This window comes from Pseudoalteromonas sp. MIP2626 (genome assembly GCF_013414205.1).
Classification (GTDB): Bacteria; Pseudomonadota; Gammaproteobacteria; order Enterobacterales; family Alteromonadaceae; genus Pseudoalteromonas; species Pseudoalteromonas nigrifaciens.
The window spans coordinates 16,910-32,078 of sequence record NZ_JAATTW010000017.1; the positions used below are offsets into that span (position 1 = coordinate 16,910).

General features: G+C 40.6%; 13 protein-coding genes. 9 read left to right on the forward strand and 4 right to left on the reverse strand.

Annotated elements, in window-relative coordinates; genetic code table 11:
- The first annotated feature begins 228 nt into the window (after nt 1-228).
- The 6 genes from HC000_RS09260 to HC000_RS09285 are packed head-to-tail and all read left to right on the forward strand — an operon-like array spanning nt 229 to nt 6,382.
- Complete coding sequence (locus HC000_RS09260; protein WP_179807508.1) at nt 229-1,569, forward strand: sigma-54 dependent transcriptional regulator; 1,341 nt, start codon at nt 229-231, stop codon at nt 1,567-1,569.
- Nucleotides 1,570-1,584: 15 nt separating this feature from the next.
- On the forward strand, nt 1,585-1,791 hold the full coding sequence (locus HC000_RS09265) for a hypothetical protein (protein WP_011329047.1): 207 nt from the start codon (nt 1,585-1,587) through the stop codon (nt 1,789-1,791).
- Between the two features lie 26 nt (nt 1,792-1,817).
- Nucleotides 1,818-3,302 carry a sensor histidine kinase gene (locus HC000_RS09270; protein ID WP_179807509.1) on the forward strand — a complete coding sequence of 495 codons (1,485 nt, stop codon included), beginning with the start codon at nt 1,818-1,820 and terminating at the stop codon, nt 3,300-3,302.
- The gene (locus HC000_RS09275) at nt 3,303-3,764 is read left to right on the forward strand and encodes a response regulator (protein ID WP_011329045.1); all 462 of its coding nucleotides are present in this window, start codon (nt 3,303-3,305) and stop codon (nt 3,762-3,764) included.
- Between the two features lie 26 nt (nt 3,765-3,790).
- The gene (locus tag HC000_RS09280; RefSeq protein WP_179807510.1) at nt 3,791-5,746 is read left to right on the forward strand and encodes a hybrid sensor histidine kinase/response regulator; all 1,956 of its coding nucleotides are present in this window, start codon (nt 3,791-3,793) and stop codon (nt 5,744-5,746) included.
- Between the two features lie 21 nt (nt 5,747-5,767).
- Entirely contained in the window at nt 5,768-6,382 is a 615-nt protein-coding gene (locus HC000_RS09285; protein ID WP_179807511.1) for a fumarylacetoacetate hydrolase family protein, read from the forward strand.
- Between the two features lie 92 nt (nt 6,383-6,474).
- On the opposite strand, the gene HC000_RS09290 is transcribed toward HC000_RS09285, so the two are convergent.
- Together HC000_RS09290 and HC000_RS09295 are read right to left on the reverse strand one after the other, a co-directional pair.
- The gene (locus HC000_RS09290; protein ID WP_179807512.1) at nt 6,475-7,527 is read right to left on the reverse strand and encodes an aldo/keto reductase; all 1,053 of its coding nucleotides are present in this window, start codon (nt 7,525-7,527) and stop codon (nt 6,475-6,477) included.
- A gap of 21 nt (nt 7,528-7,548) precedes the next feature.
- Complete coding sequence (locus HC000_RS09295; RefSeq protein WP_086993205.1) at nt 7,549-7,977, reverse strand: thioesterase family protein; 429 nt, start codon at nt 7,975-7,977, stop codon at nt 7,549-7,551.
- A gap of 140 nt (nt 7,978-8,117) precedes the next feature.
- Between HC000_RS09295 and HC000_RS09300 the strand changes: the two genes are divergently transcribed.
- The 3 genes from HC000_RS09300 (at nt 8,118) to HC000_RS09310 (ending at nt 11,081) form a co-directional block, all read left to right on the forward strand.
- Entirely contained in the window at nt 8,118-8,294 is a 177-nt protein-coding gene (locus tag HC000_RS09300) for a hypothetical protein (protein WP_179807513.1), read from the forward strand.
- 73 nt (nt 8,295-8,367) lie between these two features.
- Entirely contained in the window at nt 8,368-9,423 is a 1,056-nt protein-coding gene (gene dinB / locus HC000_RS09305; protein WP_179807514.1) for a DNA polymerase IV, read from the forward strand.
- Nucleotides 9,424-9,545: 122 nt separating this feature from the next.
- Entirely contained in the window at nt 9,546-11,081 is a 1,536-nt protein-coding gene (locus tag HC000_RS09310; protein ID WP_179807515.1) for a leucyl aminopeptidase family protein, read from the forward strand.
- A 52-nt stretch (nt 11,082-11,133) separates the two neighbouring features.
- Here the strand turns inward: HC000_RS09310 and HC000_RS09315 are convergent, their stop codons facing one another.
- Both HC000_RS09315 and HC000_RS09320 read right to left on the reverse strand, forming a co-directional pair.
- On the reverse strand, nt 11,134-12,771 hold the full coding sequence (locus HC000_RS09315) for a methyl-accepting chemotaxis protein (RefSeq protein ID WP_179807516.1): 1,638 nt from the start codon (nt 12,769-12,771) through the stop codon (nt 11,134-11,136).
- Nucleotides 12,772-12,907: 136 nt separating this feature from the next.
- The gene (locus HC000_RS09320) at nt 12,908-15,133 is read right to left on the reverse strand and encodes a S9 family peptidase (protein WP_179807517.1); all 2,226 of its coding nucleotides are present in this window, start codon (nt 15,131-15,133) and stop codon (nt 12,908-12,910) included.
- Between the last annotated feature and the right edge of the window lie 36 nt (nt 15,134-15,169).

The window sequence follows — 15,169 nt, forward strand, 5'->3', positions numbered from 1 at the left end:
GGCTCTCCTGTAATAAAGTTAAATTATATCAGTTATTTATTTTAGGTTTTTATTAAATAGTATATAAAGTGAGTGTTTTTTAAGTTTAAGTACATCAAGTATGCTTACACTGTTCACTGATGAAAATGTAACTAAATAATATAAGCTCTGTAATTTAAGCTACAAATAGCGCGCCTTTCTTTTAGTGCTAAGGCCAAGTAGAATAATAAAAAAGCATAGGGATTAATCATGTTAAATATACTATTAGTGGACGATGACGTTGAGTTTAGTGACGTGGTTTGTCATATAGTCGAATTCCTCGGCCATAACATAAGTACAGCAACCAGTTTAAAAGAAGCCCATCAGTGGCTAGAAAACAATAGTTTTGATCACATACTGCTCGACTTTATGCTCCCCGACGGTAGCGGCTTACACCTACTTGATCATTTAAAAATGATAGGCCATTCACCTAAAATAACTCTAATATCTGGGCACCCTTCGGTAAAGGGGATTTTAGCCGACATGTGCGAACCTAATGTTGCGCATTTATTAAAGCCATTGCAGCGTGAAGATCTTGAAAGGGTGTTAAATGGCCCGAAAAAAACCATTAAAAAAACGAAATCATCAGCTATAACCCGCCACTTTGGTACGCTAATAGGCGAGTCTACAGCAATGCATAAGCTGTACACCATGATAGAGCGAGTGGCTAAAACCCACGCCAACGTAATGCTTATGGGCGAAAGTGGTGCGGGTAAAGAAGTGGTTGCTCAGGCCATTCATAATGCCAGCGAATGTGAAGGACCGCTGGTGGCAAGTAACTGTGGTGGTTTTTCAAAAGAGTTAATTAGTAGTGAGCTGTTTGGCCATGAAAAAGGCGCATTTACCGGTGCTATTGCACGTAAAGAAGGCGTGTTTGAACAAGCAAATGACGGCACGTTATTTTTAGACGAAGTAACCGAAATGCCAATTGGTATGCAACCTAACTTACTGCGCGTGCTAGAAACAAAAAAAGTAACACGTGTTGGCGGAAACCGCGAAATACCTACAAATTGCCGAGTTATTTCCGCCACTAACCGCTCACTTACCGATTTAGCGCAAAATAATATTATTCGTGAAGATATTTATTTTAGATTGGCAGTGTTTCCTATAGATATACCCGCACTGCGCGATCGTAAAGAAGACATTCCACTATTAGCAAATGCCTTTTTAGAGCAATTAAATGATGAAAATGGCACCGCATTTAATTGGAATAACGAACAGTTAAAAGAGCTACAAAGCTATGACTGGCCTGGTAACGTGCGCGAGCTACGCCATGCAATACATCGTGCCTTTATTATGAGCGAACCACAAACCAGTGATATTACCTTACCCGATAATTTAGAGTCGCCATTTTCAAAAGTGAATAGCCAAGTTAACGACAAGCAAGTATCGGCAGGACAAACCATTGAAGAAGTAGAAAAAGAACTTATTCATGCCACGCTCGATAAGGTACAAGGTAATAAAACACTGGCTGCACAAATGCTGGGTATTAGTACTAAAACACTTTATAACCGCCTTAATGCTTATGGTGGCATTGGCGAATATAAATAAAATTTGAGGAAAACAATGAGCAATCACAGTAAAAAACCTCTGAATGAGTTAGTACATGATGCGAGAGCGCCACTTAATCGAATTTCGATGAATGCGGAGCTGATAAAGCTGGTGCTAGAAAACGATATGCCTAAAGAGAAAGCACTCGATGCGCTAAATAAAATTATTGCTAACTGTCAGCAGTGCAGCGAAAGCTTACAAACAATTACAGACTCGCAATAATTTATCTCTTTGAATTAGGATGCTAAATGAGTACGCAAAAAGAACCAAGTAAAGCTAATGTCATTTGGGCAACATTTATTGTTGTGGTGTTATCTATTATTATTGGTAATGCATTTTTGGCAGTAAATACCATACAAGGATTAAGCCAAACGCAAAATAGTTTAGACAATACCAGTATGCTCACTAGCGCTATCGAAAAGTTACATTTGTCAGTTGTGCAGGCCGAGTCGGGTCAGCGAGGTTATTTACTTACAGAAAAAAGTGATTATTTAGTTCCTTATTATGATGCACTTGAGCAGCTTGAGTCACAAACTGAGCATGTAAAATCATTAAGTTCAGAAATTAATGGCCAGGCAGAGCGTATTGCACTGTTATTGTCGTTAGTGGATCAAAAGGAAATTGAATTAAAAAAGACCGTTAACTTAGCGCAAAATAATAAAGAGCGCAGTGCGCTGTATTTAGTAAACACAGATAAAGGACGAGAGCTGTATAAAAAAATTCGCTTAGCGGTAAACGAAATTCAAGATCGAGAAATGCTGTTTAAAGTTAGCCATTTTTCTAAGTTAGCAAAAATAAAAAATGAAGCTAAAATTACCTTTGTTATTACCGCAGTCACTAGCGGTTTGCTAATTATAGGCATGTTTGTACTTACACGGTTAAATTTAAGAAATGCTGCGCAGTATCGTGCAGAGCTTGAAAAACAAAACGAAACGCTAGCTAACAAAGTGACAGAGCGAACTCAAGAGCTAACGCTTTATTCAGATGAGTTGAGTCGCAGTAACCGCGAGCTAGAAGAGTTTGCCTTTGTAGCAAGCCATGACTTGCAAGAGCCACTGCGTAAAATTCAAGCATTTAGTGATCGTCTCGAAACTATGTTTAAAGATGAGCTAGGTGAAAAAGGCATGGACTATATAGCGCGCATGAAAAATGCAGCGCAGCGCATGTCTAATTTAATTAATGATTTATTAGAGTTTTCGCGTATTACCACCCGTGGAAAAAACTTTGTTGATACCGATTTAAATAATGTATTAAATGATATTTTAAGTGATTTAGAAATTGCTATTAAAGAGTCTAATGCACAGGTTAATGTGGGCGATATGCCAATAATTCAGGCCGACCCAAGCCAGATGCAACAGTTATTTTTAAACTTAATTTCAAACGCGGTTAAATTTAGACATCCAGAACAACAACCGGTTATTAATATTGAACACATAAAAACGAGTGAGTTTAGTGAAGGGCATAATACCGAAGTTTGTTGGCAAATAATTACCGTTAAAGACAACGGTATTGGTTTTTCGCCAGATTATGCAGATAAAATATTTGTTCCATTTCAGCGTTTACATGGTCGCTCGCAATATAAAGGCACCGGCATAGGTTTATCTGTTTGTCGGCGTATAGTAGAGCGTCATGGCGGTACTATAACAGCACAAAGTAACATGGGTGAGGGTGCAAGCTTCATAATAAAACTACCTGTGGAAAGCGAGCTTTTCACATTGCAAGGAGAGGCTTAAATGCCACTTACGAAAGTAAAACCAATCACTATTTTAATGGCTGATGATGATGAAGATGATCGTTTATTAACTCAAGATGCCCTCACCGAAAGCCGTGTACTTAACGAGTTACATTTTGTTGAAGATGGTGTGGAGCTATTAGAGTACTTGGAGCGAAAAGGTAAATTTGAGCAAAAAGATACATCACCCAGACCAGGTTTAATTTTATTAGACTTAAATATGCCACGTATGGATGGCCGCGAGGCATTGCAAGCTATTAAAGCAAACCCATGCTTAAAGGGTATACCTGTTGTTATTTTAACTACCTCAAAGCAAGAAGAAGATATGGTTAAAGGCTACGACTTAGGTGCTGCGTCGTATATAACTAAGCCAGTTACCTTTGATGGTTTAGTTGAACTAATGAAAGCACTCGGTAAGTACTGGGTTGAGTTTGTAGAGTTACCAAATACTTATAATGATTAAAAACAGCCACTAAAACGGGAGATTGCATGTCTATTAAGGCAACCAAGCTGCTACTTGTTGAAGATGATGAAGATGATTATATTCTTACTAGCGATTATCTTGAGCAGCTCAGTTCCCATACATTTGAGATTGAGTGGGTTAGCGACCCTAAACAAGCAGTTAAAGTACTTAGTGAGAATAAGCATGACATTTGTCTGCTAGATTATCGCTTAGGTGCCTCAGATGGCTTAAGTGTATTAAAACAAGCAATAAAAAACGGCTTTAGTGGCCCAATAATTATGTTAACAGGGCAATCTAATGAAGCGTTAGATTCGGCTGCACTTGATGCCGGCGCTGTAGACTATTTAGTTAAAAGTGAAATGACCACTAGCCGCTTTGCGCGCGCAATACGTTATGCTTTAGCCCGTCGCGATGTTGAAGATGAGCGACTTGAACGATTAAAAGCCGAAGCCGAAAACCGCTCAAAAGATCGCTTTTTAGCACACTTAAGCCACGAGCTACGTACGCCGCTGTCGTCGGTTTTAGGTTACACCGAATTATTAATGCAAAGCGACTTTAGTAAACAAGCCGAAAACGAGCTAGGTGTAATTTATCGCAATGGTAAACACTTATTAAGCTTACTTAATGACGTCCTCGATTTATCAAAAATAGCGGCCGATAAGCTTGAACTTAATTGCAGTGATGTAAATCTTGATAGCTTAATGGCTGACGTATTTACTTTAATGCGAGTGTCGGCGCTTGATAAGGGCTTGTCATTACGCTTTGAATCGCTGCAGCCCTTGCCTTTAATCGTTAATATTGACGCAACTCGCCTTCGACAAATACTTATAAACATTATCAACAATGCAATTAAATTTACCGAGCAAGGCGAAATAACTCTTTGTGCTTGGACTGAGTTTGTTAGCGACCGTGAAATGCTATTTTTTAGTATTGAAGACTCGGGCATGGGCATTGCCCCCGAAAAACAAGCGCTTATATTTAAACCGTTTGAACAAATAGCCGATGTTGAGTCGCGTGCAGTGGGCGGTGCAGGTTTAGGACTTGCTATTTGTACTGAGTTACTTAACAGAATGCAGGGCTCAATAGCCTTAGATTCAGCAATAGGCAAAGGCTCTAAATTTATTATTTCGCTCTATCCGGGCAATATTAAAAATGTAGAGCGTAGCATATTAAGGCTCGACTTAACCCCTAATATGCAGCAAAAAAATGCACCATGTAAAGTTAATGGTAGGGTATTAGTGGTTGATGATTTACGTGATTTACGCGTTTTAGTTGGCCACATGATCACTTCTGCAGGAGCAAAAGTAGATTACGCTGAGCACGGTAAGCAAGCGCTTGAAAAAGTACGTAATGCCCAGCAACAAGGAATAGACTACGACGCTATTTTTATGGATATACATATGCCAATTATGGGCGGAAAAGAAGCCACCATAGAGCTTAGAAAAATTGGCTTTGAAGGCGCAATTATTGCCTTAACGGCAGCAACTATGAAAGGCATTCATAATGAGTTATCAGCATTAGGGTTTAATAATGTGATAGCAAAACCAGTCGATTCCAACTTACTGTATCAGTGCTTACAAGATACGCTTAGTAAAAATAATAAAACAGCAGATGTATTAATTCCCCCCGAAGTTACCCATAGTAATACCCGCTTTTTATTAGTAGAAGACGACGCCGATGCGGCGCAAATAACGCAACTTTTACTAGAAAGCTTAGGGGTTGAAACACACATAGCAAGCAGTTATGAGCATTGTTTAGCCATACTTAAAACAGATGCTAACTATGATAAAGTGCTACTAGATATGAACCTGCCCGACGGCAGTGGTTTAGATTTAGCAAACCATATAAAACAACATTATCCAAAATTAAAGCGCGTTATTGTTAGTGGTATGGAACCTGATCCAGTAAAAATTAAACAGCTTGAAATTGAGCAAGTGCTGCTTAAACCAATTAATTTAGCTTTGCTCGAAACACTTATTTAACCAACAATATAGAGTTGATTTATGCAGTTAGTAACATTGGGTTGTGACAACGTATTGCCCTCAAAAGTGGTGTGTGTAGGGCGTAATTACACCGCACACATTGCAGAGTTAAATAATGAACTGCCAGAGCAAATGGTGTTATTTAATAAGCCTAATAGTGCAATTGGTACTAAGTTGCTAGCAAAGCATAATAAGGATGTTTTACATTACGAAACCGAGCTTTGCTTTGTGGTAAAAAATAGTCGTTTAGTTGGCGTTGGCTTGGGGCTTGATTTAACCAAACGCGAAGTGCAGGCTAAGTTAAAAAACAAAGGCTTGCCGTGGGAGCGAGCAAAAGCGTTTGACGGCTCTGTGCTATTAACGCCGTTTGTTGAGCTTAACGAGGACATGCAACATTTTAGCTTTGAGCTCAAAATAAACGATCAACCAATACAACAAGGCAATAGCGATTTTATGTTACATAAACCAGCGCAAATTTTAGCTGAAATTAGTGACTTTATGTACTTAGAAGATGGCGACGTGATAATGACCGGCACACCTGCAGGGGTTGGTGAAGTAACGGCGGGCAGTATATTTAGTGTCACGCTGTACGCCAATGGGCAACGTATATTGGCGTATAAATGGCAGGCCGAGTAATAATGCAAAGTTAAAAGTGCACCTATGGAGTAGGTGCACTTAGCTTGCGGTTTTTACTTTTAACTTGGTCTTTTTAATTAATGCGCATTAGCTTAATAAGGCATAGGGTATTGTCTAAAAATACGATTAATAGCGCCGAGAATTTCATCGCTTAAAGTAAGGTTAAACGCGCCTATATTTTCTTTTAATTGCGCCATAGACGTGGCACCAATAATAGTAGAAGTTACGCCATCTACTTTATTACACCAAGCTAGGGCAAGTTCTGCTGGGGTTAAATTATGGGCGTGAGCAAGTTCTACGTATTGCTTTATTGCTTGTTGTGCGTTTGGCGTATCGCGGAAAATACCGTTACGTTGCATAAAGGTCCAACGCGTTCCTTCAGGGCGTGCGCCGTTTAAATATTTACCGGTTAATGAACCCGCAGCTAATGGTGACCAAGGTAAATAAGCAATATCTTCGTGTACACATTGTTCTATTAAGTAAGGCCAATCTTTGGCGTGTACTAGGCTAAATTCGTTTTGAATCGACACCATGCGCGGTAAATTATGCTCTTTAGCTAAGTTTAAAAACTGGTTAACACCCCAAGGTGTATCGTCTGAAAGGCCACAGTGTTTTATTTTTCCGGCTTTTACGCAGTCGTTTAAACCTTCTAATATATCGAGCATATCGGCAGTTTGTTGCTGCGTATCTACCTCGGTAAATTTAAGCATACCTGGCCATTGTTTGGCAAAATGTGGCGTGGCGCGGTTGGGCCAGTGTAGTTGGTATAAATCAATGTAATCGGTTTGCAAGCGTTTAAGCGAATCATCAACCGCGGCAATGACTGTTTGGCGGGTAATATTGCTACCTTCACGTATCCACTCTAAACCGTTTCCGGCAATTTTAGTGGCAAGTACTATGTCGCTACGTTTATCTTGATTGCGCGCTAACCAGTTGCCAATAATTTGCTCTGTTTTGCCGTAGGTGTCGGGAGATGGCGGCACAGCGTACATTTCGGCGGTATCAATAAAGTTAACACCTTGCTCAAGCGCATAAGCTATTTGCTGATCTGCATCGCTTTGCGTGTTTTGTAACCCCCACGTCATACTACCTAAGCAGACCCTTGAGACGTTTACACCACTGCTACCTAGTGGGTTGTATTGCATATAAGCTCCTTATTTACTGGCTTAGTTTTGGGTATATTGCTGTATAGCAGATAAAAGCGGCTCAGTGATTGGCGACTTTTTACCAGTTTGAAAGTCAAACATTACGACTTGCGAAGTGCCCGTAGTGGTAATGGCATTTTGCGCGTGGCTAAACACGTTGTAGTTCATCATAAAGCGATCTGTTTTAATATCGCTAATGGTGACACCTACAGTGAGAGTATCGGGAAAAGTAACCGGGCGTTTATAGCGAATGGTGTTTTCGCTGATCACAGGGCCAATACCTTTGCTGCTAATAGTTTCAAAAAGATTTATTTTATTTAAAAAATCGATGCGAGCTATTTCAAAATAGCGTAAATAAACGACATTATTTACGTGTTGCAGGGCATCCATATCTCCCCATGCCACAGTAATATCAGTATGAATAGGATGTTGATCTTTAAACGTTTGCATACATTTACGCCCTTTAATTTTAAAGTGTTTAGATTATCAATATGGGGTTATTACCTCAAGGTAATTAACCTAGGGTATTTTATGTTTGGTTTAATTAAATAAAAGCTTTATTGTTATATAACACAGCTAGGGAGATATGTATGAAAAGTGTCGTTAATTGGCTTTTAGTCTGTTTAGTTTTTATAGCCGCATTTATTTGTTACGCGATGGGTAATGCATCGGGTGTAATTGCTTTAACAGTTGTGGGCTTTGCGTTGGAAGCAGGGTTTTGGCTGTACTCTTTTAAAAAGCGTAAAAATAATAAACGCTGTTTTTAATAGGGTGCAAGCTTGCTAATTACAGGTGACTCTATAATAATGGCTGTATAAATAAACAGTTGTTATAGTGGTAATGAAAAAGTTTATTCATATAGATATGGACTGCTTTTATGCGGCGGTCGAAATGCGCGACAACCCTAAACTTGCCAATGTACCACTAGCAATTGGTGGTAATAGTCGCCGTGGCGTACTCTCTACTGCAAATTACATTGCTCGGGAATATGGCGTGCGCTCGGCTATGTCTAATTATCATGCTAAGCAGTTATGCCCCGACTTAGTTATAGTGCCTGGGCGTATGGCTGTTTATAAAGACGTGTCGACGCAAATACGTGCCGTGTTTAGTCGCTATACAGATTTAATTGAACCCCTCTCTCTTGACGAAGCCTATTTAGATGTAACCCATAGTGAGCAGTGTAAAGGCAGCGCTACACTTATTGCGCAGCAAATTCGTGCTGATATTTATAATGCCACAGGGCTTACTGCCTCGGCTGGTATTGCGCCAATTAAATTTATTGCCAAAATAGCCAGTGACGAAAACAAACCCAATGGTCAGTTTGTAGTATTGCCCGATCAGGTTGATGCCTTTTTAGCACAGCTACCGCTGGGTAAAATTCCGGGGGTAGGTAAGGTCACGCTTGAAAAGCTTAACTTAAAAGGTTTGTATACAGGCCAAGATGTACGCGAAAAAGGCGTAAATTGGATGCAGCAACATGTAGGTAATTTTGGCGTGTCGTTATATCAAAAGTGCGCTGGTGAACACATAGGCCGGGTGTCTACTGAGCGCGTACGTAAATCGCTAAGCGTTGAGCATACTTATGAGTACAATAAAAATAGTTTACAAGAATGCCTAGAACAACTACCTTCACTGCTTGAGGAGTTAACCACTCGACTAAACAAGCAGCAGCTGCAAAATCAGGTAAATAAACTTAGTGTTAAAGTGAAATTTGCTAATTTTGTAGTGACCTCAGCCGATCAGGCGCATCAGCAATTAAATAGCGATATTTTTAGCGAACTATTAGCTAAAGCGTATCAACGCGGCTTACAGCAACCAGTGCGTTTGTTAGGTATTGGGGTAGGAATAAAGAATCAGCCGCAACATAATTTGCAGCTGAGCATACTCGATATGTAAACCCTGTAGTGACAAGTTGCCAGCGCATGTTAACTTAAGCGGGGAGCTTATCGCAGCTTGCTGGTCTTCAATATTCAAATCAACGATAATAGAGGCTTATGTTTTTAACAGGACCTTTATTTATGGCATACCCTAAAGCAGTAGTGGCTCAGCCAATGAGCGCTAGCCTTGAATGCAACGCGCATGACGCACTCATTATAATTAGTGATGACTTTTCTCAATTAGCTAACAATCCATTACGCGACGCTATTGCAGCGCAAGCAAAAGTAGATTCACGTATCGGTAAGCAAGTAACTTTATTAGTTATTAACAATAAACGTGTAGTACTGGCGCCTACTGGGCCATTAAATAGAGACTACGACGATGTACGCCGTTATTTTGATGCTGCAAAATTAGCAATAAATGAAGCTAAAGCATCGGGCAGTGTTAACCCTGCTATTTACTTGCCTAATATAAATGCCGACAGCCGTTATCAGCATGCGCTAGAAGTTGCTTACTTAGGAACTTGCCAAGCATTGTGGCAGCCATTAGAAGCGCGCGAATATCATGGCGAGGCTATTGAGCCAATTACGCAAATTGGTTTGGTTGATGCCACAGAGCAAACAATTAAAGCAGTGAATGCACTTGCAGCTGGACAATACGCAGCGCGTGATTTATGTGGCACTGAGCCTGAGCGCATGGCGCCGCCACGTTTTGCAGATTACTGTGTTGATTTATTTAAAGGCAGTAATGTTGTAGTTGATGTTATTGATGACCTTGCAGTTATAGATAAAAACTACCCTATGCTTAGCACAGTAGCTCGTGCATCGTACGCTGTTGAGCATCATCACCCGCGTGTAGTTAAATTAGAATATGGACCAGAGGGCGAGGTAACTCGTACACTCATGTTTGTAGGTAAAGGCTTAGTATACGATACCGGCGGCGCTGATTTAAAAGTGGGCGGCCATATGGCGGGCATGAGCCGCGATAAGGGCGGTGCAGCTTCTGTGGCCGGCTTTATGAAAGCAGTGGCCGACTACCAACCTAAGGGCGTTAAAGTAATTGCTTACTTAGCGGTAGTACGTAACTCAATTGGCTCTGATTGTTTTGTACCAGATGAAATTATTACTAGCCGTGAAGGTGTGCGAGTACGTATAGGTAATACAGATGCAGAAGGGCGCTTAGCTATGGGCGACCTGTTAAGTGAAATGAAAGATTTAGCTAAAAACCAAATTAACCCAACGCTATTTACAGTGGCCACTTTAACCGGCCATGCAGCCCGCGCTATGGGTCCTTATGGTGCTTACGTTGAAAATGGACCAGCACGTAGTGCTAATATTTCACGAAAGCTCGCTGATAACGGCGACTTATGGGCCGATGGCGCAGAAGTATCGCGTTCTCGTCGTGAGGATTATGACTTTATCAAGCCGCGTACTTTAGCAGACGATGTACTTTCTAGTAATAACGCAGCATCGGCTGTAACGGCACGAGGACATCAGTTCCCTATGGCGTTTTTAGCAATTGTTGGCGGCTTAGACAAGCATGGTAACGACTCAGCTCAGCCACTACCTTATGTACATATGGACATAGCGGGTAGCGCAGTAGAGGGCGGCGATTGGCAGCATGGCAAGCCAACGGCAGCCTCGGTAAGTAGTTTATTTGCTAGTTACTGTTTGTAATTACCATAAAGTAGTAATTAACAACGCCCTGTAAATACAGGGCTTTTAATTTTTAATCTAATTTAAAACGAGTTACTACACTTGAGAGTTGTAAGCTACTTTGTTTTAACTGCTCGCTGGCACCGGTTAATTGCTTGGTATTATCGAGTGACTCTTTAGTTGAATTAGCTAGATCGTTAATACGCAAGTTCACTTCATCTGCAGCTAAAGTTTGCTGCTCAGTAGCACGCGCTATTTGACTGTTCATTTCGGTGATCACACTAACTAAGCGTTCAATTTCATTTAATGATGTGTTTGCTGATGATGCCTGCTCAACCGTTGATGCTGAAAGAGCTTGGCTCGACTTCACCGCTTCTACCGCTGCTTTTGCACCGTTTTGCAGCTTAGTGATCATAGCTTGAATTTCGTCGGTGCTTTTACCAGTACGGCTTGCTAAAGTACGCACCTCGTCTGCCACAACGGCAAACCCACGGCCGTGTTCACCTGCACGGGCAGCCTCAATCGCAGCATTAAGGGCAAGTAAATTAGTTTGCTCTGAAATACTTCTAATTACTTCAAGAACTGATCCTATATTATTACTTTCGCTGGCTAAATCGGCGGTAACTCGGCTCACAGTTTCTATATTACTGGAGAGTGTTTCAATCGCCGTTATTGTATTGGCAACGACATTTTTACCTGATGATGCATTACTAGCTGCATCGTTTGCAGCTTGCTCGGCGGCTTCAGCATTGCGACTCACATCATGAATTTGATGGGTCATTTGCTCCATTGCTGCAGCTACCTGAGTGCTACTGTCGTTTTGTAATTCAATAAATGATTGGCTTGTTTTACTTGCTTCGTCAACGGTATGCGCATGTTGATTAACATCGTGCGCGCTTTGCGATACATGCGTTAACGATTCGTGCATTTTCAATATAAACGCGTTGAATGAATGAGAAAGCTCAGATATTTCGTCATTTCCGGTTTCATCTAAGCTGCGGGTTAAATCGCCTTCGCCTTGGGAAATATCTTTCATCATGTCGGCAGCTAAGCGTGTTGGAGTAATAATACTTTTACCAATAAAGTAGCTTAATATAATCAGTGCAATAATCATTACCACGGCATTTATAATTATTAAATTACGTTGCTCAGCAAATGCACCATCAATACTGTCGAGGTACACGCCCGAACCTATAACCCATTGCCATTGGTTAAAGCCCTTCACAAACGCTATTTTATCAACTGGTTTGTCTTTACCTGGTTTAGGCCATTTATAAGGTACAAACCCTGAACCTGCTTGTTGAGTCACTTTTACCATTTCTACAAATAATGCTGTGCCATCGGGGTCTTTGTTATTAGTTAAATCTGTACCATTTAAGTCTGGCTTAAATGGATGCATTATCATTTTTGGGTGGTAGTCATTTATCCAAAAATAGTTGGTATTATCGTACCTAAGGGCACTAATTGTAGCTAAAGCTTGCGACTGCGCTTGTTGTTGGGTGAGGGTATTACTTTGCTCAAGATTATAAAAGTGATCAATAACGCTATAGGCGGTTTCTACTAGGTTTTGAGTTTTAAGATATTGCTCATTTTTAAGCGCTTGATACTGATTACTTAAGCTCGAAATACTTAATATAACCAGTCCCAATACAACGGTACCAACTAACAGTGCAAAACGCTGAAAAATAGTAAAACGACGAAGGTTGAGCATATGTTTATTCCTTAATGGGTACAGCACTGCTGTGCTTTTATTAAGTTTATTTATATAACTAAACTTAGCACTTATTAAGGCAAAAAAAAGGCTGATTTATAATCAGCCTTTAGTCTATTTATTCAACATTTAGTTGTTATTTAACATTAAAATGACGATTAAAGAAGTTAGTAATGGTTTGGTGTAGGTGCGTTTGCACTGTTTTACCGCGTAGGCTGTGTTTAGAGCCTGGGTAGGTCATCATTTCAAACGGTTTATTGGTATCTTGTAATTGTTTAAATAATTTAGTGGCATGAGTAAACAACACATTGTCGTCGGCCATGCCGTGGTAAATCATTAATGGACCTTTTAAGCCGTCAATATACGGAAATACCGCACTGTTTTCATAGCCTTTAGCATTAGTGGCCGGGTGGCCTAAATAACGCTCAGTATAATGAGTGTCGTAAAGTGCCCAGTCGGTTACTGGCGCGCCAGAAACACCGGCGTTAAAGTAATCGCCAGCTTTAAACATGGTCATTAGTGCCATGTAACCGCCATAACTGTGGCCGTAAATACCAATACGTTGTGGGTCTACATAATCAAGCGTACGTAAAAATTCCACGCCTTTAATTTGATCAGCAACTTCTACTTCACCTAAATTTTTATAAATAGCATCTTCAAACTTTTTGCCACGGTTGTATGAGCCGCGGTTATCAAGTTGAAAAATCACATAGCCTTGTTGCGCCATATATTGAAAATATAGGTTTTTACTACGCCAGCTATTAGTTACTCGCTGTGCATGTGGGCCACCGTATACGTTTACAATAACAGGGTGTTTTTTAGCGTCACTTATATTGCTTGGTTTAAATAACCTATAATGCATTACTTGGCCGTCTTCGGCTTTAAGTGTGCCGTATTCAGGCGTCGCTAAATCACTTAAGTAAGGCGTAAGCGGGTGCGTGTTATCTAGCTTGTTTTCTTCAAGCCAAGTAATAAACTCGCCATTTATTTTACGCAGAGCTGCAGCGTTTGGCTGATTAACCGCCGAGCTATTATCAATAAAGGTTTTGTTGTCTTTGGCAAGTACGACGTCGTGATATTGGCCTTGCTCGGTAATGCGTTTAATATCGCCTTTTTTAAATAACGAGGCACTGTATAAGTGGCTTTCGAGTGGGGTGTCTTTTCTGCCTGAAAAGTAAACGAGGCCTTTTTTCTCATCTATGCCTTTTAAGCTATCGACCGCCCATTCGCCGTTAGTAATTTGACGTACTAATTGGCCATTGGTGCGATAAAGGTATAAATGTTTAAAACCATCACGCTCAGACGCCCATACAAAATGCTTTTTGTCTTTTAAAAACTCAAGGTCAAAGTGTAAGTTTATCCAGGTATCGCTACTTTCGGTGAGCGCTACTTTTTGGCTTTTAGTTTTGCTGTTATAAAAGCGCAGCTCTAACGTTTGCTGTGAGCGGTTTTGCCATTGATACGAGAGCGTATTACTATCTTTTAACCATTTTGCTCGGGCAAGGTAAATATCTTCATCTTTGCCTAAATCTACCCAATCCACTTGCTGATTGTTTAAGGTAACTACGCCAAGCTGTATTTTAACGTTATTAGTGCCAGTAAATGGGTAACGTTGATTGAATAGTTTTACTTCGTCGGCGTAAATTTCGTTGCGTAGCGCTTCTTTTACTGGGCTTTCGTCAACGCGAGTAAAGGCAATTTTAGACTCGTCGTCGGCCCACCAATAGCCGGTCATACGGCTCATTTCTTCTTGTGCAACAAATTCGGCCATGCCATTTTTAATGATGCCGCCGCCATCGTTACTTAGTTGAATTTCTTTACCAGAATCGAGCGCTAAAGCGTACAGGTTTTGCTCGCGAATAAAAGATACAAAATTACCTTTTGGCGAAAAGCGAGCATCGGTTTCAAATGCCTCGGTATTGGTGAGTTTTTTACTTTTATTTGCTGCTAGTTCGTAGTAATACAAATCGCCGTTAAGTGGGAACAATAACGCTTTACCATCTTTAGACCACTTATATTCAAGAATACCTTGGCCAAAAATACGCTGGCGCTCGCGGCGTGCTTTCTCTTCGTCAGAGAGGTTCTCTGGGCCCGAGAATAACTTAGCTGAATCGACCAGCATACGGTTGGTGTTATCTTTTAAGTTATATTCCCATAAGTCGTAGCGGTTATAGTCGTCACTTTTGCCTTGTAAATAAGTAACGCGATTGCCATCGGGCGAAAACTTTAATTGCACAGGAGATTTACCCGATAAACTCGGGTCGTCAAAAATACGCTCTAGCGAGAGTGGTTTTGCTTGTACGCTAACAGCACTTGCTAGCAGAGGGATGGCCAGTGAAAGGTGTTTTATTTTTTTTAGCACAGGGTTGCCTTCGCTTTAATAAATATTGCTTAGAAT

What these genes read in the sequence shown, in the direction of transcription:
- HC000_RS09265 (WP_011329047.1), top strand. Translation starts at nt 1,585, where the DNA reads ATGAGCAATCACAGTAAAAAACCTCTGAATGAGTTAGTACATGATGCG.
- HC000_RS09285 (WP_179807511.1), top strand. Translation starts at nt 5,768, where the DNA reads ATGCAGTTAGTAACATTGGGTTGTGACAACGTATTGCCCTCAAAAGTG.
- HC000_RS09275 (WP_011329045.1), top strand. Translation starts at nt 3,303, where the DNA reads ATGCCACTTACGAAAGTAAAACCAATCACTATTTTAATGGCTGATGAT.
- HC000_RS09310 (WP_179807515.1), top strand. Translation starts at nt 9,546, where the DNA reads ATGGCATACCCTAAAGCAGTAGTGGCTCAGCCAATGAGCGCTAGCCTT.
- HC000_RS09300 (WP_179807513.1), top strand. Translation starts at nt 8,118, where the DNA reads ATGAAAAGTGTCGTTAATTGGCTTTTAGTCTGTTTAGTTTTTATAGCC.
- HC000_RS09270 (WP_179807509.1), top strand. Translation starts at nt 1,818, where the DNA reads ATGAGTACGCAAAAAGAACCAAGTAAAGCTAATGTCATTTGGGCAACA.
- HC000_RS09295 (WP_086993205.1), bottom strand. Translation starts at nt 7,977, where the DNA reads ATGCAAACGTTTAAAGATCAACATCCTATTCATACTGATATTACTGTG.
- HC000_RS09290 (WP_179807512.1), bottom strand. Translation starts at nt 7,527, where the DNA reads ATGCAATACAACCCACTAGGTAGCAGTGGTGTAAACGTCTCAAGGGTC.
- HC000_RS09315 (WP_179807516.1), bottom strand. Translation starts at nt 12,771, where the DNA reads ATGCTCAACCTTCGTCGTTTTACTATTTTTCAGCGTTTTGCACTGTTA.
- dinB (WP_179807514.1), top strand. Translation starts at nt 8,368, where the DNA reads ATGAAAAAGTTTATTCATATAGATATGGACTGCTTTTATGCGGCGGTC.
- HC000_RS09280 (WP_179807510.1), top strand. Translation starts at nt 3,791, where the DNA reads ATGTCTATTAAGGCAACCAAGCTGCTACTTGTTGAAGATGATGAAGAT.
- HC000_RS09260 (WP_179807508.1), top strand. Translation starts at nt 229, where the DNA reads ATGTTAAATATACTATTAGTGGACGATGACGTTGAGTTTAGTGACGTG.